The sequence below is a fragment of the Nocardia fusca NBRC 14340 genome, from assembly GCF_001618425.1.
In the GTDB taxonomy this organism is placed as follows: domain Bacteria; phylum Actinomycetota; class Actinomycetes; order Mycobacteriales; family Mycobacteriaceae; genus Nocardia; species Nocardia fusca.
On record NZ_BDCU01000011.1, the window covers coordinates 21,154 to 45,528 of the forward strand.

The following is a 24,375-nucleotide window of genomic DNA, read 5'->3' on the forward strand; positions in this document are numbered from 1 at the left end:
CTGACCCGGGTGAGCGACCACCATCACCACCACGACCACTCCCGGCCGATCGCCATCGGCGCGACCGCGGCCCGCGTCGTGGTCGGTTTGCTGGTCGCCATCGGAATCGTCGTCGTCCTCGCCACGATCGCCCTGTGGCCCGACCGCCAGCAGGTCGAGATCCCGCTGCCCATGCAGAACGCCGACGGAACCGCGGTGGTCACCGAAGCCGGAACGGTGATCCGGCAGGATATCGGCGCCTGCGGCAGTCCTTCCATCGGCCGCGTCTTCGACGGTGAACCCAAGCCGCCCACCATGCAGGTCTACGACTGCCAGCGCAGTCTGATCGCCATCGAATCCGGTCCGCACGAGGGTAAACACACGCTGCTCGAAATCGCGCCGGGCCCCGGGCAACCCGATCTGGCCGCCGGTGACGACCTGCGGATCGTGCGGCAGACCGGGCCGGACGGGACACCGCTGTACTCGTTCGACGATTACGCGCGGGGTATGCCATTGACCTTGATCGTGCTGGCCTTCGTCGTGGTGATCGTAGTGGTCGCCCGCTGGCGCGGGGTACGGGCGCTGCTCGGCCTGGTTTTCGCATTCGCGGTGCTGGTGTTCTTCCTGCTCCCCGCGCTGCTCGACGGGAAGCCCGCGATACCGGCGGCGCTGGTCGCCGGCTCATTGATCCTGTACGCGGTCCTTTATCTGGCGCACGGGGTGAATCTGCGCACCAGTTCCGCCCTACTGGGCACCCTCACGTCCATGGTGGTGGCGGCGGTGCTGTCCTGGCTGACCATCGAGGCCACGACGCTGACCGGTCTGTCCGAAGAGCAGAACACCAATGTCGCGACCTATATCGAGCAGGTCAGCATCACCGGCCTGCTGCTCGCCGGATTCATCATCGGTTCGCTCGGTGTGCTCAACGATGTGACCATCACCCAGGCGTCCGCGGCGTTCGAACTCGCGGAACTGGACAAGAAGGCGACCCGGCGCGAAGTGTTCGCCGCGGCTATGCGGGTGGGCCGCGACCATATCGCCAGCACCGTGTACACCCTGGTGCTGGCCTATGCCGGTGGGGCGTTGCCGCTGCTGCTGCTGTTCAGCGTGGCCGGCCGGCCGATCCGGGATGTGCTGGTGGGCGACGCGGTGGCCATCGAGATCGCGCGGTCGGCGGTGGGCGGTATCTGCCTGGCGCTGTCGGTGCCTCTGACGACCGGTATCGCGGTCATGCTGGCCCGGCCCTTCGGCAACAAGCCCACCGGCGGTCCGGCCACCCCGGCCCGACGGACCGCGGCGGCCCGGCACTCGGATACCGGTACGCATCGTAAGGTCGCTCGCCCGGGTGGTTCCGAGGGCGGCGCGCCGCGCAACCGGTCCGGCCGTGGTTATCAGCCGTGGCCGACGACCGGGGAACAGCCACGGGTACCGCGCAGCTCCGGTGATCAGCGTCCCGGCCCGCGGACCGGTGAGACACCGGCCGCGCGGGGCGGGCAGTACGGGCCGCCGCGGTCCGCGCAGCGGTATCCCGGCCGGCCGGAGCCGGGGGACCGGCAACCCGGACCGCCGCGTCCGGACGACCAGTGGCCGAACAGCGGTGAGCAACGCGAGATCCGTCGACGGCGTCCGGGGCGTCCCGGCCCGGGCTGACCTGCCGGCGCGGCCCCGAAGGTACGCCGGTTCGTCCTGGTCAGCGGCTCGGCGGCGGCGGAAACAGCGGTGGAATGGTCGGGAGCACGATCGGCGGCAGACCCGGCACCTGGAAGGTGTTCGGGCCGGCGGTGGTCGTGGGCGTCTCGGTCTCCCGAGGCGCGGCCACCGGAGGCGGCTCGGCCAGCGATTCGTGCTCCGGCGCGGTGGTCGGTGATGCTTCCGCCATCCCGGGCCGAGCCGTGGGTGAGGTCGCCGAGCTCGCCGGCGGCGGGGTCGTACCTTCGACGGTGGTCGATTCCTGGCTGAACAAGTGCTGGCCGTAGCCGAGGCCGATACCGATCGCGGCCACCACCACCAGTGCGCTCACGGCCACCGCGGCGGCGCCGAGCTCACGGCGCCGGCGCTGCGGGGGTTCGCGGAACGACCGCCGGGGCAGTAGTTTCTGCGGGATTCGCAGCGCGATGGTGGGCGGATCCTCCTCGGGTGTCAGTTGCGGAGCCGTGGACAGGACAGGGCGCGCCGCCACGGTCGGCGGCACCGCGGCGGTGCCGCTCGGGTGCTTCTCGGGGCCGGGGCGCTCGGTGGCGGGACGGGTGTGCGCAACGGAGTCGGCCGGCAGGTCGACCGCGGTACCGGCGGGCGGACCGAAGATTCCGGGTTGTGGCATGGGCTTATTCGGTCGCGAAACGGCCGGAGCGAGGACGGTCGCTTTCATGGCCGCGTCGTCCGGTGCCGCCGGGGGGCTTTCGAGTTCGGCCCCGAAAATGCCGACCTGTGGTGCGGGCGGGGATGCCGGAGTGGTGGTCTGCGCCGCGGCGGCCACGAGCGGCGGCACCGAGCTGTCCGAGCGCGGCGGGCCGACAGCCGGCCGCGACTCCGGCGCCCGCTGCGCAAGCAGGGCGGCACCCCGCGCCGTCGCCGCCTCCGGCTCCGGCGGCACCAGCACCGGCATCTCCAGTATTTCCCGGAGCGTGCGGCTGACCAGCGGGATACGGACGCCGCCGCCCACCGCGAGCACAGCCTGCACCGGGCGGCCCGAACGGCCGATGATCTCGCGGGTGGCGTGGACCGAGGTTTCGACGGCCCGGGCGATGAGGGCGGTGAAATTCTCCTGGGTGAGCAGCACCGGTCCGTAATCGCTGGGCAGCGCCACCGCGGAGGTCCCCGAAAGCTTTTCCTTCGCCGAGCGGCACAGCGTATCCAGCCGCGCCAGACCGTCCGGGTCGGGCGGATGGGCGATCCGGCCGGAATTGATCTGCTGCTCCCGGATCAGCGAATCGAAGTATTCGCCGCTGATATCGCCGGTGCGTTCGGTGTGCACGATCTGCCCGCCGGCGACCTCCACGACAGTGACCGACAGACCGGATGCGCCCAGGTCGTAGACGCCGAGCGTGCCGATCCCGGCCAGTGCGCCGGAGGCGGTGGCGAATTCGAGTGTGGCCTCGATATCGGGCACGATGTCGTAGTCGTCGAGCCCGTGTTCGGCCATCGCCGCGTGCATGGCCTCGGCCTGCAGCTCGTCGCGGCAGGCCAGTACGGTCCGGGCTATCCCGGGGTCGGAGTTCAACGCGGCGGCCACCGAGAGCGCGGCCCGCTCGGCGCTCGGGGTCTCACTCGGGACGACGAAGGTCCGCAGCTCGAACGACTGTGGGTCGGACGTCGCGGCGCCCGCAGATGGGCGCGCCAAGCGGATCGCGCCGGTTCCCACCGACACTCCCAGTGCTGAACTCATCGGCAGCCCATCCGTACTTCCCGCTTCACGATCTGCGAGCGTCGCCCGGTCGATGGTGACGGCACATCCCCCGAGCCACTCTTGTCGACAGTACCGCCCGGCCCCGTCGCCGCGGGAGGCAGCAGCCACCGGCGTGCGCCGACCGGCCCCACGATGCTACGGGGTGCCCAGCCCCGCGTACACCCATCCGGCCGAGCGCCAGGCGGCCCGATCGAGACAATTGCGGCCGTCGATGATCGAGCGTGCCCGCACCACGGTGTCCAGATCCTGCGGGCGCAACTGCAGGAACTCGTTCCATTCGGTGAGCACCAGCACCACATCGGCGCGTTCGCAGGCTTCCACCACCGAGGTGGCGTAGTTCAGCGTGGGAAAGACGCGACGGGAGTTCTCCAGGGCCTTCGGGTCGTAGACGGTGACGACCGCACCGTGCAGCTGGATCATTCCGGCCACGTTCAGCGCGGGCGAGTCGCGCACATCGTCGGATTCGGGTTTGAAGGCCGCGCCGAGCACCGCCACGTTCGCGCCGAGCAATGACCCGCCGCAGGCACGGGCCGCCATATCCACCATCTTGGTGCGGCGTCGCATATTGATGTTGTCGACCTCGCGCAGGAAGGCCAGCGCGTGGTCGGCGCCGAGTTCCCCGGCCCGGGCCATGAAGGCACGAATGTCCTTGGGCAGACAGCCGCCGCCGAAGCCGACCCCGGCGTTGAGGAAGCGGCGCCCGATGCGGGCGTCGTAACCGAGGGCGTCGGCCAGGACCGTGACATCGGCGCCGGTGGCCTCACACACCTCGGAGACCGCGTTGATGAAGGAGATCTTGGTCGCCAGGAACGCATTGGCGGACACCTTGACCAGTTCCGCGGTGGCCAGATCGGTGAGCAGGAACGGGACCTCGGCGGCCAGTAGCTCCGCGTACAACTCCTCGACCACCTCGCGCACCCAGGCCGACCGCTCCCGCTGCTCGTCCACGCCGAGCACCAGCCGGTCCGGCCGCAGGGTGTCCTCGACCGCGAAACCCTCACGCAGGAATTCGGGATTCCACGCGACCTCCACGTCCACCGAGGCGAGAGCACGGGCGCGGCGACCGAGTTCGGCGGCAGTCCCCACCGGGACGGTGGACTTGCCGATGATCACCGACGGGCGGGTGATGAGCGGGGCGAGCGTATCCACAACCGCGTGTACGTATTTGAGGTCGGCGGCGTACTCGCCTTTCTTCTGCGGAGTGCCGACCCCGAGGAAATGGACATCGGCGTGCTCGGCCGCCTCGGCATAGGAGGTGGTGAACCCGAGTCGGCCCGAGTCGAGGTTGCGGCGCAGCACCGCCTCGAGGCCGGGTTCGTAGAAGGGAGTGACACCGTCGGAGAGTTTCGCGACTTTGCCCGGGTCGATATCGACCCCGATCACATCGTGCCCGAGCTCGGCCATACACGCTGCGTGCGTGGCCCCCAGGTACCCGGTTCCGAAGACTGTGCATCGCATGATCGATTGGTAATCCCCGCCGGTGCACACACCAGAAAACCGAGGCGAGGTACCGGGCAACAGCAGATGTACACCGGGCGACGCGGTTCGCCGAGCAGCGCTGACCAGGGCGTACCTCCGCCTTCGCTCCGGCCGTGCGTTTCCTGCGTACCTCCGCGTTCGCTCCGGGCGGGCCCGGTCCGCGTGCCGCGCGTTCGCCCGGGCATACGTGTCCTGTGGATCTTTGTGGATGGACCGGGCCCGTTAGGATCGCGGCAGTGCGCCGCCGACTCGTCCTCGCCGCGGGGGTGGTCTCTGTCTTCGTGCTGGTGCTCGGCCTGTGGCCGGTCTATGTGAGCCCGCAGCGCGAGGAGCCCGCGCCCGCCGACGCGATCCTGGTGCTCGGCGGTGCCCACGACGGACGGGAAGAACTGGGTCTCCGGCTGGCCCGCGCGGGATACGCGCCGCGGGTGCTGATCTCCAACCCCTACGAGGACAGTCCGCTGGTGAACCGGATCTGTCACGGCGGATACAGCTTCGAGGTGGTCTGCTTCGATCCGTCGCCGCGTACGACGCGGGGGGAGGGACGTTATCTCGCCGATCAGGCACGGAAGCACGGTTGGGAGCGGGTCATCGTGGTCACCTTCACCCCGCACATATCCCGGGCCAGGTTCGTTCTGGGGAAGTGCTGGGGCGGGGAGCTGCTGTTCGTGGACACCCGCCCACGGCTGTCGGTGCCGCGCTGGGCCTATGACTATGTCTATCAATCAGTGGGGTACGCAAAGGCGATTTTCGAGGACTGCGGTGTGCAGTCGGCCGCCCAAAGATAGGCGGCCATTGAGCACTTACAGTGCCGTGTGCCTACCCAGGTGTTCGAGGCGGACGTCCGCGCACACCATCCGTCTACTCCGGAATGGAACGTGTCGGCCTACCGGTTATGAGGGCATATGCCTTCAGTTTGACGCGGTGTCGGTGACCTGGCTACATTCGCACCAGCACCGGTAGTCGCCGGGCTGCTGCGACGACGCATGAAGCCTTCGGGAGCGTGTATGGATTACGACTGGTCGGAAGCCGAGCGGGCCTTCCGAGACGAGGTACGAGCGTTCCTGGCCGAGAAGCTGACGCCCGAGGTGAGTACCGCGGGCCGGCTGATGACCAGTGTCTACTCCGATCACGAGGCGAGCCTGGAATGGCAGCGCATCCTGCACGAGCGGGGTTGGGCGGCGCCGCACTGGCCGGTCGAGTACGGCGGCTGCGACTGGTCGCTCACCCAGCACTACATCTTCAGCCGGGAACTCACCCTGGCCGGCGCCCCCGCACTGTCGCCGATGGGTATCCGGATGGTCGCCCCGGCCCTGATCGCGTTCGGCACCGACGAGCAGAAGAACTACTTCCTGCCCCGCATCCTCACCGGTGAGGTCTTCTTCTGCCAGGGTTACTCCGAACCCGAAGCCGGGTCCGACCTCGCCGCGCTGAACATGTCCGCGGTCTCCGACGGCGACGATTTCATCTGCTCCGGTAGCAAGATCTGGACCACCCACGCCACCGAGGCGAACTGGATCTTCGCGCTGGTCCGCACTTCCCGCGCGGGCAAGAAACAACAGGGCATCACCTTCTTGCTGATGGATATGACCGCGCCCGGTATCGAGATCCGGCCGCTGGTGATGAGCTCGGGCGAGCAGATCCAGAATCAGATCTTCTTCGACAATGTGCGGGTGCCCAAGAGCAATGTGCTCGGGCGAATCGACGACGGCTGGACCGTCGCCAAATACCTGCTCGTCCACGAGCGCGGCGGCGGGGCCATGGCCCCGGCGCTGCAGGCCATGGCCCAGAACATCGCCACCGCCGCGGCCGGGCAGCCCGGACGCGATGGCAACCCGCTCAGCGAGGACCCGCATTTCGCGGCGCAGTTGGCGGACGCGCGGATCCGCACCGAGGTACTGGAGGTACTGGAATTCCGCACCCTGGCCGCCATGGCCCAGGGCAAGGATCTGGGCACTTCCTCGTCCATGCTGAAGATCCTGTCCACCGAGCTCAGCCAGCAGCTCACCGAACTCGCGCTCACCGCCGCCGGACCGCGCGGCCGGGTCTACCAGCCGCACGCCACCGCGCCCGGCGGCCCGATCGCCGAATACACCCCGCCCGCCGACGGCTACCTCAGCGGCGCCGACTGGCAGGCCGTCGCACCGCTGCGCTATTTCAACGATCGCGCCGGTTCGATCTACGCGGGCAGTAACGAAATCCAGCGAAATATCCTCGCCAAGGCAGCATTGGGGCTCTGATGGACTTCACCTTCACCGACGAACAGCAGATGCTGCGCGACGCGGTCTCCGGTTTTCTCGCCGCCCGATACGACCTGGCGAAAAGCCGTACCGCGGTCAAAGCCGGTCCCGGCTGGCAGCCCGAGATCTGGCGCGGGCTGGCCGAACTGGATGTCCTGGGCCTGACCCTGCCGGAGGAAGCCGGGGGTTCGGGCGGCGGCCCGATCGAAGGCATGATCATCGCCGAGGAGCTGGGCCGCGCCCTGGTCGTCGAACCCTATGTCGACACCGTGGTGGTCGGCGGTGGTCTGCTGCGCCGCGCCGGTGGTGAGCAGGCCGGGGAGCTGCTGCGGGGCATCGCGGGCGGTGACGTCCGGCCGGTCTTCGCCGCGCTCGAACCGCAGTCCGGCGAAGTGCGCCACGATGTTTCGACGACCGCCCGCCGCGACGGGGATGACTGGATGATCGACGGCGCCAAGATCGTGGTGACCGGCCTGCCCGTCGCGACGCATCTCATCATCTCCGCGCGGACCTCCGGGGAGCGTCGCGATCAGGACGGGATCTCGCTGTTCCTGGTGGAATTCGATCCCGCTTCGCCGCCGACCGGCATCGAGACGCACCAGTACCGCACCATCGACGACCGCGTCGCCGCCGACCTCACCTTCGAGAACTTCCGAGTGCCCGCGAGCGCGCTACTGGGCGAGGAGGGCCGGGCCTGGCCCGCCATCGACGCCACCATCGATGCGGCGATCGCGGCGGTTGCCTCGGAAGCCGTAGGCCTGATGCGCAAGGTCCTCGACGATACCGTCGAATACACCGAGCAGCGGCAGCAGTTCGGGGTTCCGATCAGCAGTTTCCAGGCGCTACAGCACCGGATGGTCGATATGCTGATCGAACTCGAGCAGAGTATCGCCGCCGCCTATCTGGCCGCCTACGCCGTGGAAGCCGAACCCGCCGAACGGGCCCGGGCGGTTTCGGCCGCCAAGGTGACGATCGGCCGGGCGACCCGTTTCATCGGCCAGAATTCGGTCCAGTTGCACGGTGCGATGGGTATGACCGAGGAATTGGCCATCGGCCACTATTTCAAGCGCCTCACCGCAATCGAATACGAATTCGGTTCCAGCTCCGATCATCTCGCACGCTATATCGCGGCGACGAAATCCTGATCGGACCGCACCGCGCTCACCCGTGCGCCCGGGCGCGGTGCGGAAAGTCCGGTCGCGTGGTGGTTCGTCCAGAGGGGGATCACCGCGCGACCGGGACAGGAATCAGTATTCGAGTTCCGTCCACGGAATGGTTATGGGGAAAGGAAATTCGATGCGTATGCCGTCCGGGTCCCCCGGGCTCCATTCGCCGGCCAGGAGATAGTTGGCCGACCGGAGCGGGCGCACGCCTCCGGGCAGCCGCCCGGGTCCGGTCTCCAGCCCGTAGGCGCGAACCGTCGCTATCGCGCTCACTTCGCGGGCCAAAGTGACCTCCCAGTACCAAGGGATGCCTGCGCTTGCGTACCGCCCCTTTTTCGCCTCCATGTCGGTTTGAGTATTCGACGGTGACAGAACCTCGCCGACCAGCAGCGTGGTATTTGCCCGGATATCCTCGAACGGCGTCTTCGGACACCGGCACACGAGAAAGTCCGGGGTCAGAAAATCGGACTTACCGTGACAGCCCAGAAATACGTTGGTCTCGGATTCGACTCGCCAGCAATGTTGCGGGTCTGCTGCCATGGTCTTCCGGGCGCAGCTTTCGAGAGCATTCGTCAGGCGGCGGCTGAAAGCTTGATGTTCCATGGGCCCACGGCGTAGCCATACCACGCGCCCGTCCCACAGCTCGATCTGCTCGGCGATCTCTTCGGGTAGCTGCTCGAGCTCCTCCCAGGTCATGTACTCGGGAAGTTCGGGCCGTTCGGTGTGCGGCAGGGACATGGCACCATCGTATGCCTGGTCAGGCCCGTATTCGCCGCATCGATCGGAACCCGGTCACCCTATCGCGGCCCGGATCGCCGTCTCGACCGCCGAGAACGGTCCGGGCCCGGTGATACGCAACGGTTGCGCCGGCTCGAGGTTGGGCTGGGCCAGGAACCGGGGGTGGGACCCGCGGTTCGGCTGGCCCGCGTGGACCAGGAACGGGTGGCAGAGGTAGACGTCGCCGGCGCGGCCGGTGGCGTGGGTGGTCGGGAGGTCGGCGGTGGCCGGGTCGGCCCGGGCGGCGAGCTCGCGGGCGTCGAGGCCGGCGTCGCCTTCCGGTTCGAGTATCCGGGCCACCTCTTTGTGCGAGCCCACCCGCAGCCGGGTGGGCGCCTCCCGCTCGCCGGTATCGGAGAACAGGAACAGCATCAGTAGCGCTCGATTCTTCGAATGGATATTGGTCCGCCAGCTCAGATAATCGGTGGGCGACGAATCGGGGCCGGGGAAACTCGCGTCGACATGCCAGCCGTCGAGGACGGCCGTCTCCTGACCCGGAAAGCGGATCACGAAACCGCCGAGACTACGGCGTGGCGCCCAGCGACCGGGGCCGACGAGCGCGTCGTAGGCCGAGCACAGCCGCGGGGTGGCCGCTGCGGAGACGAAGGGCGTGCTCGAGTAGTCCGGCCGGAAAGCCGCCGGGGTGGGCCAGCTGCCGGGATCGGCGGGGGAGGCATTCAGGTCCTGCCAGATGATCGCGCGGCACTCCGCGGCGAGTGCGCGCGGAAACGCGTCGGGAATGTGGATATATCCGTTGTCGATGAACGAGGCCACCTGTACGTCGTCGAGCACGGGCCTATTGCAGCCGGTGCCGATGCCCCGCGCCAGCGATTTTCCCGCGTGCCGGGGCGCATGTGCCCGGTACGACAGCGCCCGCCGCACCTCGTCCGCCGAACACCCGAGCCGATCCATGCTGCCGGCCCCGATTTCATCGGTCCCGGAATACCGTTCTGCCGGCCCGACTTGGACCCGGGTATGACGAGTACGCAGTTCGATCCGCGCACCCTGCTCAGCGAGAGCCGGCTCGGCGTCCTGGCCACCATCAAATCGAGCGGTCTGCCGCAGCTGTCCCCGGTGACCCCCTACTACGACCGGACGGCCGAGATCATCTATGTCTCGATGACCGAGGGCCGCGCCAAAACCGTGAATCTGCGCCGTGATCCGCGGGCCGCGCTGGAGGTCACCCGGGCCGACGGCTGGGCCTGGGCGACCGCGGAGGGCGCGGTAACCCTCACCGGCCCGGGTACCGACCCGCACGGCCCGGAAGTGGAGGCGCTGGTCGACTACTACCGTAAGGCGGCCGGTGAACACCCGGACTGGGACGAGTATCGGGCGGTCATGGTCTCCGACCGCCGGGTCCTCATGAAACTCGCAGTGGAGAACGTCTACGGCGCGGCACTGCGCTGAGCCGCCCCGTCTCGGCCTCCCACGGCGGTCGTTCCGCGACGGACGACGCCTTCGACTCCATGAGGACGACGGAATCAAGGGCCGGAAACCCGCTGCTCGCCGGTGGCGTTGCTTGCGGGTGCTCCTGCATCCCGGCCGGCCGGCGGCACACCCGAGTCGAGCAGGATCGAGGCGAGTAGGTCCCGGGAGCGGACCAGATCCGCGGCCAGCGCGTCCATTCGGTCGATCTCGGTCTGCAGGACCGCGACGACTTCCGCGCAGGGCTCGATCCTTCCGACCGCGTCGCGGGTGCACGGCAGCACCCGGCGGATCACCTCGGTGCCGAGCCCCGCTGAAAGCAGGGCCCGGATACGGAGCACGGTACCGACCGCGGACTCGTCGAAGCTGCGATAACCGTTGCCGCCGCGCACCGCTGTCAGCAGGCCCTGGCGTTCGTAGTACCGCAGGGCTCGCGTGCTGCTGCCGGTGCGTTGTGCGAGCTCGCCGATCCGCATACCACTCACCTCGACTTGACCTTGACGCTGATGTCAATGTTTACCGTAGCCGCATGCAGATCGGAATCTTCACGGGTGTGACCGACGAAAGTATCGGCCCGGCCGACCTCGCCCGGGCTGTCGAGGACCGTGGCTTCGAATCGCTGTTCGTGGCCGAGCACACGCATATCCCGGTCACCGTCGAAACGCCGTATCCCGCCGGAGGCGATATCCCGCGGGACTACTACCGGAACTTCGATCCGTTCATCTCGCTGGCCTTCGCCGCCGCCGTGACACAGCGGCTGCGGATCGGCACCGCTGTCGCACTGCTCGTCCAGCGTGATCCGATCATCACGGCCAAAGAGGTGGCGAGCCTGGACGCGGCATCGGGCGGGCGGTTCGAGCTGGGCGTGGGCGCCGGGTGGCTGCGTGAGGAGATGCGCAATCACGGAACCGATCCGCGCAGCAGGCTCGCCCTGCAGCGGGAACGGCTGCTCGCCATGACGGCCATCTGGACTAGGCAGGAAGCCGAGTTCCACGGTGAGCACGTCGATTTCGATCCGCTGTACTCTTGGCCGAAACCGGTGCAGCGGCCACGCCCGCCGGTCTGGCTGGGCGGCTGGGGGCCGTCCACGCACGAGCGGATTCTCGACCACGCCGACGGCTGGCTGGCCCCGGTGGGCATCCCCTTCGCCGAACTGGCGCGGGGGGTTCACGAACTGCGGGCGCTCGCCGATCGCCGCGGCCGGCCGCCCGTTCCGGTGATCGCCACTCTCTTCGATCCGGGCCCCGGCGACCTCACACGTCTGGCGGAACTGGGCATCCACCGGACGTTGCTGGGTATCGCACCGGTGCTGCCTCCCGATGCGGCGCAACGTCGGCTGGACCGTTTCGCGGAGGTGGTACACGAGCTGGGCCGTTGAGTCCGTGCACGCCGGAAACCGCGCTGGTCGAGCTGTCGGGCAGCTGGGCCGGGCGTATACGCGGCAGGGCCCGGCGGAGTAGTTCCGCCGGGCCCTGCCGGCCTTCGTATTGTTCCGGTCAGCCCTTGCGGCCCGGTGCCCTGGCGCCGGACTTGAAGCCCAGCGCACCCGGCTTGGCCTGCGGCGGGGTCGCCCCCGAACCGTTGCCCGCGCTGCCGTTGCCGGAGGCTCCGCCGGTCTCGGTCGTGGCCTTCGGTGCCGATTCGGCGGTGGCCGCCGAAGAAGAATCCGCAGTGGTCTCCGACGCGGATTCCGCGGTGATCGCGGCAGCCGGTGCGGCGGTGGCGTCCGGTGCCGATTCGCCGGCGGCCTCGTCCGGAGCAGGCCCGGTTTCCGCTGCGGATTCCGCGGTGGGCTCCGGCTCCGGTGCGGGAGCCGAAAGCTTCGCACCGGGCGCTTTGGCACCCGGACGCTTGAATCCGGACTTCATCGCCAGACCTTTGGCCGGTTTCGACGGCTTGCTCTCGGCGGGAGCCGCCGCGGTGGCCGGTTCGGTATCCGCCGCATCCGATTCCGTGGCGGGGGCCTGCGCCGAAGCCGGCTCGGCCTTCGGTGCCGCCGTCGGGGCCTTCGCGCCGGGTGCTTTGGCACCGGGGCGTTTGAATCCGGATTTCATCGCCAGACCCTTGGCAGCGACCGTGGGCTTGGTTTCGGTCGGAGCCGAGCTCGCGGTGGTGTCCGCGGACTCCGCGGTGGCCGGTTCCGCAGCGGGAACAGAGCTGCCGGCAGCGGGCTCTTTCGCGCCCGGTGCCTTCGCGCCCGGCGCTTTGGCGGCGCCCTTCATCGCCAGACCCTTGCCGCCGGGTGCCTTCGCGGCACCCTTCATACCCAGGCCCTTCACCGGCGGAGCGGCGGGAGCCTCGGTGGTCTCCTCCGCAGCGGGAGCGGATTCGGCTTTGGCCCCGGGTGCCTTGGCAGCGCCCTTCATCGCCAAGCCCTTGCCGCCGGGCGCTTTCGCGGCGCCCTTCATACCGAGGCCCTTTGCGGCCGGTGCCGCCTTTTCCTCGGTTTCGGCTGCGGGTGCCGCGGCTTTGGCTCCGGGTGCCTTGGCGGCACCCTTCATGCCGAGTCCCTTACCGGGTGCTTTGGCCGGGCCTTTCATGGCGAGGCCGCCGCCCTTGGGCGCCGCTTTCTCGGCCGCGGGCGCGGCCTCGGCTTCGGCGGCCACCGGCTCGGGTTCGGGTTCGGGTTCCGGCTCGGTCTTGGGTTCCTGGACCACGGTCAGATTGGCGGTCAACTGCTCCGGCTGCTGCCGCTCGATCGACTCGAGCATCAGCTGCGCGACGTCCACGACCTCCACGCCTTCACCCTGGCCGGACTCCTGGCGGGCGGTCACACCGTCGGTGAGCATGACCCGGCAGAAGGGGCAGCCGGTGGCGATCTTGGCCGGCGAGGTCGTCAGCGCCTCGTCCACGCGGTCGATATTGATCCGCTTGCCCAGCTGCTCTTCCATCCACATGCGGGCGCCGCCGGCACCGCAGCACATGGACCGTTCACCGTGCCGGGGCATTTCCACCAGGGTGGACCCGGAGGCGGCCATCAGCTCACGCGGTGCGTTGTAGACCTTGTTGTGCCGGCCGAGGTAGCAGGGGTCGTGGTAGGTGACGTTCTGCGCGACGGGGGCCACCGGGACCAGTTGCTTACCGCGCACCAGCCGATTCAGCAGCTGGGTGTGGTGCACCACCTCGTAGGTGCCGCCCACCTGCGGGTACTCGTTGTTGAGCGCGTTGAAGCAGTGCGCGCAGGTGACGACGATCTTCTTCTTTTTCTGCTCGACACCCTCGAATACCGAGTTCAGCAGTTCGATGTTCTGCATCGCCAGCTGCTGGAACAGGAATTCGTTACCCGCGCGCCGGGCGGAATCGCCGGTGCAGGTCTCCTCCTGGCCGAGGACCATGAATTTCACCCCGGCGGTCGCCAGCAGTTCGGCGACGGCCTTGGTGGTCTTCTTGGCGCGGTCCTCGTAGGCGCCGGCACAGCCGACCCAGAACAGGTATTCGTAGCCGTCGAAGCTGTCGGCGTCCTGGCCGAAAACCGGGATATCGAAGTCCAGCTCGTTGATCCAGTTGAGCCGGTCCTTGGCGTTCTGGCCCCAGGGGTTGCCCTTGTTCTCCAGGTTCTTGAACAGACCCGCGAGTTCGGAGGGGAAATCCGATTCGATGAGCACCTGGTAGCGGCGCATATCGATGATGTGGTCGACGTGTTCGATATCGACCGGGCACTGCTCCACGCAGGCGCCGCAGGTGGTGCAACTCCACAGCACCTCCGGGTCGATGATGCCGTTCACCTCATGGTCGCCGACGAGCGGGCGCTCGGCCTCGGCGCGCGCGGCCTCGGAGATCCGGCCCAGCTTCTTCTCGTCCGGGTTGCCCTCGCCGTCGACCAGGCCGACCTCGTCGCCGCCCATGTCCTTGCTGCCGCCGGCCAGCAGATACGGCGCCTTGGCGCGGCCGTGGTCGCGCAGCGACATGATGAGCAGTTTGGGCGACAGCGGCTTACCGGTGTTCCACGCCGGGCACTGCGACTGGCAGCGACCGCATTCGGTGCAGGTGGTGAAGTCCAGCCAGCCCTTCCACGAGAAGTCCTCGACCCGGCCGGCGCCGAGAGTATCGGTGTCCGGGTCGACGTTCTCCATGTCCAGGGCGCGGCCCTTGGACATCATCGGCTTGGCCGCGCCGAGCGCGACATCACCGTCGTCCTCACGCTTGAAGTAGATGTTGAAGAATGCCGAGAACCGGTGCCACGCCACGCCCCAGGTGATATTGCGGCCGACGAAGTAGAGGAAGGCCATACCGGACATCAGCTTCACGAAGGCGAAGATCGACACCATGGTCGGGCTCGCCGGCAGCAGCTTGGCCACCTGCATGGTGAAGAAGTCGGTACCGGCGTGGGCGTGCCCGTAGGTGGCGAGCTTGCCTGCCTTCACGAAGATCATGCCCAGGCCCTCGAGCAGGACGATGGCCTCGATCACGTAGGCGGGTCCGAACGCGGAGCCGCTGAACCGGGAGAGCCGCTCCGGCACCCGCGGATGGTTCAGCTGGCGGATGACGATCAGCGCCACGATGCCGACGACAGTTCCGATGCCGAGGATTTCGTCCCACAGGTGATAGATCGCCGTGTTGCCGATCAGCGGCCAGTGGAAGGCCGGGTCGAAGGTCTGACCATAGGCTTCGAACCAGAGGATCGCGCCGCCCAGGAAGCCGATCATCACCAGCCAGTGCGCCCAGCCCACCGTCCGGAACTTGTTCATCCGGGTGTGCGCCAGGAACTCCACCAGCATCTGCTTGAAACGCGGGAAGAACGGCCGCCAGCGGTCGGGGGCGGGCTGGCCCAGCATGATGGCGCGGACGATATCCCGGACGCCGCCGAAGAACGACGCCCAACACAGCAGGCTGAGCGCCGCTCCCAGGGTGCCCAGCGTCACTGTCAGGGCATTCATGTCGCGACCTTTCTTTCGAAGCAACACGAGGTACGAGGAACTGAGCAGTACCCCGTCCGGCTCGTATCGTAACCGCCAGTAAGTTACCCGCCAGTAACTAATGGTGTCCACTGTACGATCTGCGTCGGCCCGTGGCGCTGTCTGCCTGGGCTTATCCGCATGGATCGCGGCGTGATCAATATCACTCTTTTCAGTTCGCTACCCAAAGCGAATAAGGGCTGATTAACACCGTAAAGGGCCCGTCCGTGCGGGGCGTGATAAGGCAACACTTACCCGTGTCGTTTCTTACGCTTGGGAAACGAATCTCGCCTTTTGTCAGTGCATTCGACTACGCTCAGCCCGATCTATCAGGAAGCGTGACATCTCATAACGCTCGGGGAGGAAACAGGGTTCGATCACATCGACCCCCTCGCGTTGAGATGGGACGCCCCACACCCGATTGGAAATGGATGACACTCCCGAGATCCACCGTGATCGCCGCACTGGTCACCGGTTCGCTCGCTATGGGATTCGGCACAGCCCACGCCGAACCGGCGGCGCCGGCACCGAAAGAGACGGTCAACTACGCCGTGCAACTCGTCGAGAAGACGGTCGTCGCCACCTTGGGTGGCGGAACCTTCTCCATCGTCGAGAAGGAGCAGGAGCCCGTAGCGCAGGAAGGAGCCGTCCCGGAGGCCGAGCCGGTTGCGGAAGCAGCCAAGACCCAGGTGCTCGAGATCAAGGACAAGGCCGGCGACCTTGTCGCCTCGATGCCGCTCGAGTTCACCGCCAACGGTGTGGCAATTCCGGTGAAATCAGAGGTCAAGAAGGAAGGCTCCGTCCTCGAGATCACCCCGGAGAAGCCGGCCGGTCTGGTTACGGACCAGCCCTTGGCCGTGAAGCCCATTGCCTCGCTGAAGGAAAACCAGCAGGCCCAGAATGAGTTCGCAAGCAACTTCGGCATTGCGACGGCGATCGGCGGTTTCGTGGGCACCGCCATCGGTGCCGTTATCGGCTGTGTCGTGACGATCGTGGCCGGCTGCGTACCCGGACTGATCACGGGTGCGGGTGTCGGTGGAATTCTGGGCACCATCGCTGTCGGTGGTCCGACGCTGGTCGCTGCGGGTATCGAGCTGATCAACACGCTGCAGGCACCGGCGGGCACCACCAAGTGGGCCAATGATGGGAATCCGGTGGTAGAGGGCGCTGAGCCGCCGAAGTAAGCCGCCCTGTCTGTTCTGATCGGCCCGTCCCTTCCCGGGGGCGGGCCGATCCGCGTATCGGGGTGGAGTTCTGTTCTCGGTAGTGGGTCGTACTCGGGCGCTCCGCCCGGCCGTAGCTCTCGCCGAGAAGTCCCCGCCTCACCGGAACAGCCGGAAAGGGCCGACAGCTTGCCGCTGTCGGCCCTTTCCGCTGTTTACGTACGGGGGAGTCGCGGGCGAGAGGCCTGCTGCTGTCATCGTGGCGACGGGAGCCGCGGACGGGGTGTGTCCGCCCGGGCCGGCACTCCGCTGACCGGGCTACCGAGCCCGCCGTGCGGGGCAGGCCCAGCGGGTCGCGTCGACGGCCGCAGATCGGTGGCACGGAGTCCCGACAGACGAGAGGGTCGGCAGCGTTACGCTGCCGACCCTCTCGTTGCTCGATGCTCGGTGCGAGTCGCACCCGCGGGTGCGGTGCCGATGTCCTGCGCTCTGCGCTCCGATCCGTGTGGGCCGGTGCGGAGAGCGGGACGACCTCTAGCTCGTGCGGATGCGCAGGCCCGGGTTGTCGGAGAGCACGACGCTCACCGGCTGTGCGAACAGCTGCGGGGCGTTACCGGTGAGCACGCCCAGGATGTTGGGGATCTCGCAGATGGGGTAATCGGCGACCGAGGAGGCACTCGAGATGCCCAGGGCCTGGCGTCCGGTCACGATGGGCCCGCCGCTGTCGCCGGGGAGGGCGCAGATATTGGCGGAGAAGCTCTGAGTGAGCTGCCGGTCACCGACCTGGACGGTCTGGTCCACGGCGTTCACCACACCGCAGCTGAAGCCGGTGCGGGAACCGGATTTGCAGACCGGGGCGCCGACCACCGGGGTGGCCACACCGTCGACCGCGATCGGGGCCGCGCCGGGCACCTTGACCTGGTTGTTCTGGAAGCGGCCCGCGGCACCGTCCGCGATGCTCATGATCGAGTAGTCCTGGGAGCCGAGTACCGACTTCTGGTAGGTGGCGATCTGCGGGCCCACCTTGTTGCCGCCGAGGGATTCATGCACGGTGGCGGCACCGATGTCGTCCAGGTTCGGGTTGCAGTGGCCGGCGGTGATGTTGACGGTGTTACCGGCCGGGCCGATTCCGTTGAAACCGAAGGAGCAGCGCAGCGAGCTGTCACCGGCGATAGCGGCGAAGCCGTCGCCCCCGCCGACCGTCGCGGCGCCCGCCTCGGCGACCGCGGCCGCCTGAGGCAGCGTCTCGGCCGCGACCGGCGGCGCCGTGACGATGACCCGGGCGGGATCGATGAAGTTCGGCATCGGCAGACCGACCTTGTCGACCCGCACCGCGATGCTGTTGTTCACGGTATCGATGACGACACCGCGCACCAGGGAGGACACCGCTTCGGGCTGGCCGTCGAGCCAGCGTTCGAAGGCGCTCTTCTCGCCGCGCAGCGTGGTTTCGCTCTTGGCGACATTGCGGACCACGAATCCGCTCGATTCGGCCGCACCGCGGGCTTCGTCGCCGCCGGGGCCGTTGGCCAGGGCCACTACTCCGCGGCCCTGCTCGTCGAGCCAGGCGCCGCCGAACACCTGGGGGAACTGACGCTGGGCGGTGGTGGCGAAGGCCGCCACCTGCTGCGCGGTATCGGCGCGCGCCAAGTACTCCTCGGGGGAGATGTGCAGATCTCGGTTCAGCGCCGCCACCAGGTCGGCCGGCAGGCCGACACCCGGGTCGGGGGCGGCCGAAGAGAGCGCCGCGGTCGGGCCGAACAACAGGACGGCCGCCGAGGCGGCGACCGCGGCACGTTGTATGCGTTTTCTGGCCGGCGCCGACCTTCGTTTACCTATGCGTGGCATGAGCATGCGAAGACTATATCGGGCTCACCCGGCATTCGGCCTGGTTCGTACGGTGATACCGCTGCCGAGGCCGCCTCCGGCCGCCGCGTCGGCGTGCGAGAGGATGCTGCGGATGGGAATGCCCAGCGTAGCGGTGCCGCCGTACTGGGCGAGGGCGATATTGGCCTTCTCGCAATCGGGCGCGTCGGCGGCATTGGAGCCGCTGGTGATACCCAGTGCCAGGGTGCCGGTGACGATGGCGCCACCGCTGTCGCCGCCCAGCGTGCAGGCCGAGCTGGCGAAACCGCGGATGATCTTCGAGTCGCCCTCGGTGGTGAACAGCTGGGTCTCCACCCGGTCGGCGACCACGAAACCGCAGGTGAAAGTGGAGGACTGTCCGGATTTGCACACCGGGGCGCCGATCACCGGATCGGCGGTGCCGGTGATGGTCAGGGTGGTGCCGTTGGCGCCGCGCACCGACGGCTGATCCATACCCGCGCCCACCGCGCGCTCGTTCAATTGGATAACCGAGTAGTCCAGCGTGCTGGGACCACCGAGTTCCGACCGCACGAAGGTGCCCAGCTGCGGGCTCGCCGGAATATTACGGATATTCGGGCTGTATACCGCGGCCTGCCCATCGCCTTTGTCGATATTCGGATTGCAATGTCCGGCACTGATATTCAGCGCATTACCGGCGGAATCGACACTGTTGAAGCCGAACGAGCAGACATCGACGCTCTTCAGCTCCGCGTCGTCGAGCGGGCCGGGGGTGCTGATATAGGTGTCACCGCCCATCGGGTGATGTTCCACCGGGCCGCCGCCGTCCGGGGAAAGGACCACCTTGATGTTGGCGATGAGGGTCGGCAGGTTGAGCATATGTGCCAGTGGCGTATTCGCGACATTGACGACCAGCTGACTGTTGAGGAAGTCGATGGCGATGGAATTGATCAGCTGCGAAATATCCCGGGGCTGCGCGGCGACCCATTGGTTCATCTGCGTGAGCGAGGTTTCCAGCGCGGCCGCCGAGACCGGGGCCAGGCGAGTGGAATATCCGTCGTCGCTGGCCACCTTGGCGGCGTCCGGCGAAGTCACGGCGACGGTGGGTTTACCCTCCGCGGTCATCCACGCGCCGGCGAACACCTCCGGGCGCTCGGCGCGGAATTCGGCCGCGTAGGTCTGCAGCTGCTGGGCGCGCGCGGCGCGGTCCAGATATTCGGTCGGGGTCATATTGAGATCGCGGGACAGCGCTTGAACCAGTTCGGCCGGCAGGTCCTCGGCTCTGAGTTGTTCGGGTTCGGGGGCGGCGATCGCCGCGGTCGCGCCGAACAGGGGAGCCAGGAGAACGGTCGAGCCGATAACGGCAGCCTTGACCGCGGCGCGACGCGCCACCGACTTGCGCATGAAGTCCCTTCGTCGGCACTGTGTGCCAGATAATCCGTGGCCACGAGATCGAATCCGTTGGCGCACAGGTTTGCTCGAGCTTCGACCGAGTTGCCGGGGTGGCCGGAATAACACCGGTCAGCGCATCACTCTAAGGCACAAATCGCTATCTGGCCTCTTCTTGACGACCTTCCTTGGATCCGGTGTCGGGAAGGTCCATTTCCGGGTCCTCGGTGCGGAACGGAACGGGGAAGGGGAAGATCCGCGGCCGGGTCCGGGTGGTCGTGGTCTCGGTCTCGGTGGTCGGCTCGGTGAGGGTCGGGCCGCTGGGCTCCGGGGTGGTCGTCGAGGGGACCGTGGTGGGCGCCGGGGTCGTCTCGGTGATGGTGACCGGAGGCGGTGCGGGGAGCGGTTCCTCGACGTAGGTCGGTTCCGGCTCGTAGGTCGGCTCGGGTGTGTAGGACGGGATCTCGGGGGCCGGGGCGACCGGCTGCGGCTGTATCGGTGGGGGAGCCGGAGGCACCTCGGTCACCGAGGTGGTGGGTTCACCCGGCTCCGCCGCGCCGGGCCGCAGGATCGCGGTGACGCCGAGGGCGCCGATCAACAGGCCGCCGAACGCCGCGGCCGCCACCAGCGCGGCGGTACGCCGGGGGCCGCCATTCCGGTCGGCGGCCGCCGCTTCGGCCGCGGGCTTCGCCGGGGTGGCGGTGGAAACCGCTGCCGCGGTACCGGTCGCGGGCCGGAGGCCGGCCGCAGGCCCCGATCCGGTGGCCGGGCGCGATCCGGTGGCGGGCGCCAGGCCGGCGGCTATGGCCGCCAGACTCGGGCCGCCGTAGGTGGCTTCGGGATCGAGGGCGGGAACCAGCGCGGAGTACGCCTTGGCCGGGGTGTGGCCGTCGCCCAGTTTCGGCATGACGACGGTGTCCAGCGCGGAGTTCTGGGCGGTGGAGGGGTCGGGGGGAGTGGCGCCGGCCGGGGTCTCCAGGACCACCGCGAGCGCTGCCCGGCCCGCGCTCTCGGCGAAGTACCGGCCCGTATCCGCGGGGGTGAGATGGGCGGGCCCGGCCGGGAGTTCGTCCTCGCCGACCAGAGCCACCGATTTCAGGCCCAGATAGTCGAGTGCGCCGCGTAGGGCCATCACCTGTCCGGCGTCCCATCCGGCGGGATGGACGGCATAGAACTCGGCGGGGCCGTTGAGGTGTTCGGCAGTGAGGTTGATCAGGCAGAACAGGGCGGTGGCGAGCAGGTCTTCGCCGCGGTAGGCCTCGCCGTCGTCCACGACGACGCCCGCCGGATCGCCCACGGCCGCCACGAAACCGGTGATCGTATGGCTGTGCCCGGGCGGGGCGACAGCGCCGCCGAGGGCCGCGTCCCCGTCCTCGGACATGTACAGCACCGGATCACGGAGGATGAAGTGCGGATCTCCGTCGTCGTCGACGACCGCCGCGGTGCACGCGTACTCGGCGATGTGCAGGCCCACCCCAGTGGCCATTCTCGGATCCTCGCTTCGACTTCCTCATCCAAAAATCACGGTACGGGTTCACCCGCACGTCGCCGTACCACGACGCGGGGCGCCGCGGTCACCATGGGCGGAGCTTCGACAATAGCGCCGACGAGCGGGTCGTGGGGGATCGAGGCGCTGGCCGCGGTGGGGTGCCGGCGCGATACGGCTGGGTCACGATATCGCGCCGCGCCGGTTCGGGGTGCCGGGCCGGGGAAGAATGGCCGGTGCGATGGGGGCGGGAATACATCGCCGGGGCCGGGGGTTGAGCTGATCGACAATGTTGAGTGACGTCGGCTCAAGTTTGACTTGACGGCCCCTCGGAAGCGGGGCAGGATTGAGCCGACCACGCTCAGTATTGCTGGGACCGTGCTCTATGTTCTGCCTGGGGCTGGTCCACGCGGTGGGTCCCACGGCCCACGGCGCAAGGGGCACAGTGCCCGGACAGACACAAGCAGTCGAAATGAGGAGGAAACAAATGGCTCGTGCGGTCGGAATCGACCTCGGGACCACGAACTCGGTCGTCGCCGTTCTCGAAGGTGGTGAGCCGGTCGTCGTCGCCAACTCCGAGGGTTCGCGCACTACGCCCTCTGTCGTCGCGTTCGCGAAGAACGGTGAGGTATTGGTCGGTCAGCCGGCCAAGAACCAGGCCGTGACCAACGTCGACCGCACGATCCGCTCGGTGAAACGGCATATCGGCACCGACTGGACCGTGGAGATCGACGGCAAGAAGTACACCTCGCAGGAGATCAGCGCGCGCACGCTGATGAAGCTGAAGCGCGACGCCGAGTCCTACCTGGGTGAGGAGATCACCGACGCGGTGATCACCGTGCCCGCCTACTTCGAGGACGCCCAGCGTCAGGCCACCAAGGAAGCCGGCCAGATCGCCGGCCTGAATGTGCTGCGCATCGTCAACGAACCCACCGCCGCCGCCCTGGCCTACGGCCTGGACAAGGGCGACAAGGAACAGACCATTCTGGTCTTCGACCTCGGTGGCGGTACCTTCGACGTCTCGCTGCTGGAGATCGGTGAAGGTGTCGTCGAGGTCCGTGCCACCTCCGGTGACAACCACCTCGGTGGTGACGACTGGGACGAGCGGGTCGTGAAGTGGCTGGTCGACAAGTTCAAGTCCAGCTCGGGCATCGACCTGACCAAGGACAAGATGGCCATGCAGCGGCTGCGTGAGGCCGCCGAGAAGGCCAAGATCGAGCTGAGCTCCTCGCAGAGCACCTCGATCAACCTGCCCTACATCACCGTCGACGCGGACAAGAACCCGCTGTTCCTCGACGAGCAGCTGACCCGCGCCGAGTTCCAGAAGATCACCTCGGACCTGCTCGACCGCACCCGCGCGCCGTTCCAGTCCGTGGTCAAGGACGCCGGGATCAAGGTCTCCGATATCGACCATGTCGTGCTCGTCGGTGGCTCCACCCGCATGCCCGCGGTCTCCGAACTGGTCAAGGAACTGACCGGTGGCAAGGAGCCCAACAAGGGCGTGAACCCGGACGAGGTCGTCGCCGTCGGCGCCGCCCTGCAGGCCGGTGTGCTCAAGGGTGAGGTCAAGGACGTCCTGCTGCTCGATGTCACCCCGCTGTCGCTGGGTATCGAGACCAAGGGCGGCGTGATGACCAACCTCATCGAGCGCAACACCACCATCCCGACCAAGCGTTCGGAAACCTTCACCACGGCCAACGACAACCAGCCGTCGGTGCAGATCCAGGTGTTCCAGGGTGAGCGCGAGATCGCCGCGCACAACAAGCTGCTCGGCTCCTTCGAGCTGACCGGTATCCCGCCGGCTCCGCGCGGGGTGCCGCAGATCGAGGTCACCTTCGATATCGACGCCAACGGCATCGTGCACGTGACCGCGAAGGACAAGGGCACCGGTAAAGAGAACACGATCAAGATCCAGGACGGCTCCGGTCTGTCCAAGGAAGAGATCGACCGGATGGTCAAGGACGCCGAGGCGCACGCCGCCGAGGACAAGGCGCGCCGGGAGGAAGCGGAGACCCGCAACCAGGCCGAATCGCTGGTACACCAGACCGAGAAGTTCATCAAGGACAACGAGGACAAGGTTCCGGCGGATGTGAAGTCCAAGGTCGAGGCGGCGATCGCCGAGGCGAAGACTGCGCTCGAGGGCACCGACACCGCCGCGGTGAAGGCCGCGGTGGAGAAGCTGGCCACCGAATCGCAGGCACTCGGTCAGGCGATCTACGAGGCCCAGGCCTCCGAGAGCGCGGCCTCCGGTAACGGCGCCGCGGGCGCGGACGCCGGCGACGACCAGGTGGTCGACGCCGAGGTCGTGGACGAGCCGGTCGACACGGAGAAGAAGTGACGAATTCGGGAAACACAGGGAATTCCGAGGAGCCGGTCAGCTTCGTCGACAAGCGCAAGATCGACCCGGAGACCGGTGAGGTCCGCGAGCAGGCCGGGGCGGCCAACGGTGCCGCCCCGGCCGGGGCCGAGGAGGGCGTAGCCCCCCAGGCGCCCCAGGCCGGTCTCGAAGGTGACGGCGTCGACGCGGCGCCCGTCGAGACACCAGCATCGGACGAACTCGCCGAGCGCACCGCCGATCTGCAGCGGCTGACGGCCGAGTACACCAACTACCGGCGCCGGGTCGAACGCGATCGCAAGACCGCGATCGATTCCGCCAAGGCCGCCGTGGTCACCGAACTGCTCGGTGTCCTCGACGACCTGGACCGTGCCAAGGCGCACGGTGACCTGGAATCCGGACCGCTGCGCTCGGTGGCCGACAAGCTGATCGAGGCCCTGCGCAAACAGGGGCTCGAGGAATTCGGGTCCGAGGGCGAGCCTTTCGACCCGAACCTGCACGAGGCGGTTCAGCACGAGGGCTCCGGGCACGATCCGGTGATCGGTGTGGTGATGCGCAAGGGGTATCGCTTCGGTGAGCGGGTGCTGCGGCATGCGCTGGTCGGCGTCACCGACGGTGTCGGCGATCTCGAGGCGGACCAGGGTGCCGCGGACACCGCGGAACCCGCGCGGGCGGAGGCATCGGATGCTGATGCCGGCTCGGACAAGTAACGACTCCGCGGCGAAAGCCACGGACCGGGCGGCGCGGCGTGCGCACGGAGCGATCCGCGTGCGCCGCGCCCCCGTCACGCCGCGCGCGACGGGCCCGGAGGCGGTAG

At 68.1% G+C, this 24,375-nt stretch carries 17 protein-coding genes and 1 pseudogene; 9 read left to right on the forward strand and 9 right to left on the reverse strand.

The genetic code is table 11. The features are described 5' to 3' along the window. Positions 1–9 precede the first annotated feature (9 nt). Positions 10–1,272 (forward strand): annotated as a pseudogene (locus NF4_RS03850) (YibE/F family protein); the annotation flags it as partial. Positions 1,273–1,669: 397 nt separating this feature from the next. On the opposite strand, the gene NF4_RS03855 reads toward NF4_RS03850, so the two are convergent. Then, entirely contained in the window at positions 1,670–3,364 is a 1,695-nt protein-coding gene (locus tag NF4_RS03855; RefSeq protein WP_084532840.1) for a DUF7159 family protein, read from the reverse strand. Between the two features lie 156 nt (positions 3,365–3,520). Further along, positions 3,521–4,843 carry a UDP-glucose dehydrogenase family protein gene (locus tag NF4_RS03860; RefSeq protein ID WP_063125919.1) on the reverse strand — a complete coding sequence of 441 codons (1,323 nt, stop codon included), beginning with the start codon at positions 4,841–4,843 and terminating at the stop codon, positions 3,521–3,523. Positions 4,844–5,100: 257 nt separating this feature from the next. On the opposite strand from NF4_RS03860, the gene NF4_RS03865 reads away from it, so the two are divergent. The 3 genes from NF4_RS03865 to NF4_RS03875 all read left to right on the forward strand — a co-directional run bounded on the left by NF4_RS03865 (position 5,101) and on the right by NF4_RS03875 (position 8,249). Beyond that, positions 5,101–5,652, forward strand: coding sequence for a YdcF family protein (locus NF4_RS03865; RefSeq protein ID WP_084532841.1), 552 nt, complete (start codon positions 5,101–5,103; stop codon positions 5,650–5,652). A gap of 219 nt (positions 5,653–5,871) precedes the next feature. Next, entirely contained in the window at positions 5,872–7,104 is a 1,233-nt protein-coding gene (locus NF4_RS03870) for an acyl-CoA dehydrogenase family protein (RefSeq protein ID WP_063125920.1), read from the forward strand. Continuing rightward, positions 7,104–8,249 carry an acyl-CoA dehydrogenase family protein gene (locus NF4_RS03875; RefSeq protein WP_063125921.1) on the forward strand — a complete coding sequence of 382 codons (1,146 nt, stop codon included), beginning with the start codon at positions 7,104–7,106 and terminating at the stop codon, positions 8,247–8,249. Before NF4_RS03870 ends, NF4_RS03875 begins: the two co-directional genes overlap by 1 nt. 102 nt (positions 8,250–8,351) lie before the next feature. Here the strand turns inward: NF4_RS03875 and NF4_RS03880 are convergent, their stop codons facing one another. Together NF4_RS03880 and NF4_RS03885 are read right to left on the reverse strand one after the other, a co-directional pair. Next, positions 8,352–9,005 carry a Uma2 family endonuclease gene (locus tag NF4_RS03880; protein WP_063125922.1) on the reverse strand — a complete coding sequence of 218 codons (654 nt, stop codon included), beginning with the start codon at positions 9,003–9,005 and terminating at the stop codon, positions 8,352–8,354. A gap of 54 nt (positions 9,006–9,059) precedes the next feature. After that, positions 9,060–9,836 (reverse strand): phytanoyl-CoA dioxygenase family protein, encoded by a 777-nt coding sequence (locus NF4_RS03885; RefSeq protein WP_063125951.1) that lies wholly within the window; start codon positions 9,834–9,836, stop codon positions 9,060–9,062. Positions 9,837–10,019: 183 nt separating this feature from the next. Between NF4_RS03885 and NF4_RS03890 the strand changes: the two genes are divergently transcribed. Next, positions 10,020–10,451: a PPOX class F420-dependent oxidoreductase gene (locus NF4_RS03890; RefSeq protein WP_063125952.1), complete on the forward strand. Its 432-nt coding sequence runs from the start codon at positions 10,020–10,022 to the stop codon at positions 10,449–10,451. A 74-nt stretch (positions 10,452–10,525) separates the two neighbouring features. Here NF4_RS03890 and NF4_RS03895 read toward each other — a convergent pair whose 3' ends face one another. Then, positions 10,526–10,945, reverse strand: coding sequence for a MerR family transcriptional regulator (locus tag NF4_RS03895; RefSeq protein WP_063814493.1), 420 nt, complete (start codon positions 10,943–10,945; stop codon positions 10,526–10,528). Positions 10,946–10,998: 53 nt separating this feature from the next. On the opposite strand from NF4_RS03895, the gene NF4_RS03900 reads away from it, so the two are divergent. Beyond that, positions 10,999–11,847 carry an LLM class F420-dependent oxidoreductase gene (locus NF4_RS03900; RefSeq protein ID WP_063125923.1) on the forward strand — a complete coding sequence of 283 codons (849 nt, stop codon included), beginning with the start codon at positions 10,999–11,001 and terminating at the stop codon, positions 11,845–11,847. A gap of 118 nt (positions 11,848–11,965) precedes the next feature. Here the strand turns inward: NF4_RS03900 and NF4_RS03905 are convergent, their stop codons facing one another. Beyond that, entirely contained in the window at positions 11,966–15,346 is a 3,381-nt protein-coding gene (locus NF4_RS03905) for a (Fe-S)-binding protein (RefSeq protein ID WP_063125924.1), read from the reverse strand. 470 nt (positions 15,347–15,816) lie between these two features. On the opposite strand from NF4_RS03905, the gene NF4_RS03910 reads away from it, so the two are divergent. Beyond that, complete coding sequence (locus NF4_RS03910) at positions 15,817–16,548, forward strand: DUF8020 domain-containing protein (RefSeq protein ID WP_232330308.1); 732 nt, start codon at positions 15,817–15,819, stop codon at positions 16,546–16,548. 513 nt (positions 16,549–17,061) lie between these two features. Here NF4_RS03910 and NF4_RS03915 read toward each other — a convergent pair. From NF4_RS03915 to NF4_RS03925, 3 genes are all read right to left on the reverse strand, one after another. After that, positions 17,062–18,378 (reverse strand): S1 family peptidase, encoded by a 1,317-nt coding sequence (locus NF4_RS03915; RefSeq protein ID WP_157119950.1) that lies wholly within the window; start codon positions 18,376–18,378, stop codon positions 17,062–17,064. Positions 18,379–18,396: 18 nt separating this feature from the next. Further along, entirely contained in the window at positions 18,397–19,752 is a 1,356-nt protein-coding gene (locus tag NF4_RS03920; protein ID WP_063125925.1) for a S1 family peptidase, read from the reverse strand. A 145-nt stretch (positions 19,753–19,897) separates the two neighbouring features. Then, positions 19,898–21,223 carry a hypothetical protein gene (locus tag NF4_RS03925; RefSeq protein ID WP_157119953.1) on the reverse strand — a complete coding sequence of 442 codons (1,326 nt, stop codon included), beginning with the start codon at positions 21,221–21,223 and terminating at the stop codon, positions 19,898–19,900. A gap of 487 nt (positions 21,224–21,710) precedes the next feature. On the opposite strand from NF4_RS03925, the gene dnaK reads away from it, so the two are divergent. Continuing rightward, positions 21,711–23,561, forward strand: a complete 1,851-nt coding sequence (dnaK, locus tag NF4_RS03930; RefSeq protein ID WP_030524812.1) for a molecular chaperone DnaK — start codon at positions 21,711–21,713, stop codon at positions 23,559–23,561. Beyond that, on the forward strand, positions 23,558–24,268 hold the full coding sequence (gene grpE / locus NF4_RS03935; RefSeq protein WP_063125927.1) for a nucleotide exchange factor GrpE: 711 nt from the start codon (positions 23,558–23,560) through the stop codon (positions 24,266–24,268). Before dnaK ends, grpE begins: the two co-directional genes overlap by 4 nt. Positions 24,269–24,375: the final 107 nt, after the last annotated feature.

What these genes read in the sequence shown, in the direction of transcription:
- NF4_RS03860 (WP_063125919.1), bottom strand. Translation starts at nt 4,843, where the DNA reads ATGCGATGCACAGTCTTCGGAACCGGGTACCTGGGGGCCACGCACGCA.
- NF4_RS03900 (WP_063125923.1), top strand. Translation starts at nt 10,999, where the DNA reads ATGCAGATCGGAATCTTCACGGGTGTGACCGACGAAAGTATCGGCCCG.
- NF4_RS03915 (WP_157119950.1), bottom strand. Translation starts at nt 18,378, where the DNA reads ATGCTCATGCCACGCATAGGTAAACGAAGGTCGGCGCCGGCCAGAAAA.
- NF4_RS03920 (WP_063125925.1), bottom strand. Translation starts at nt 19,752, where the DNA reads ATGCGCAAGTCGGTGGCGCGTCGCGCCGCGGTCAAGGCTGCCGTTATC.
- NF4_RS03870 (WP_063125920.1), top strand. Translation starts at nt 5,872, where the DNA reads ATGGATTACGACTGGTCGGAAGCCGAGCGGGCCTTCCGAGACGAGGTA.
- NF4_RS03925 (WP_157119953.1), bottom strand. Translation starts at nt 21,223, where the DNA reads ATGGCCACTGGGGTGGGCCTGCACATCGCCGAGTACGCGTGCACCGCG.
- NF4_RS03890 (WP_063125952.1), top strand. Translation starts at nt 10,020, where the DNA reads ATGACGAGTACGCAGTTCGATCCGCGCACCCTGCTCAGCGAGAGCCGG.
- dnaK (WP_030524812.1), top strand. Translation starts at nt 21,711, where the DNA reads ATGGCTCGTGCGGTCGGAATCGACCTCGGGACCACGAACTCGGTCGTC.
- NF4_RS03880 (WP_063125922.1), bottom strand. Translation starts at nt 9,005, where the DNA reads ATGTCCCTGCCGCACACCGAACGGCCCGAACTTCCCGAGTACATGACC.
- NF4_RS03875 (WP_063125921.1), top strand. Translation starts at nt 7,104, where the DNA reads ATGGACTTCACCTTCACCGACGAACAGCAGATGCTGCGCGACGCGGTC.
- NF4_RS03905 (WP_063125924.1), bottom strand. Translation starts at nt 15,346, where the DNA reads ATGAATGCCCTGACAGTGACGCTGGGCACCCTGGGAGCGGCGCTCAGC.
- NF4_RS03855 (WP_084532840.1), bottom strand. Translation starts at nt 3,364, where the DNA reads ATGAGTTCAGCACTGGGAGTGTCGGTGGGAACCGGCGCGATCCGCTTG.
- NF4_RS03895 (WP_063814493.1), bottom strand. Translation starts at nt 10,945, where the DNA reads ATGCGGATCGGCGAGCTCGCACAACGCACCGGCAGCAGCACGCGAGCC.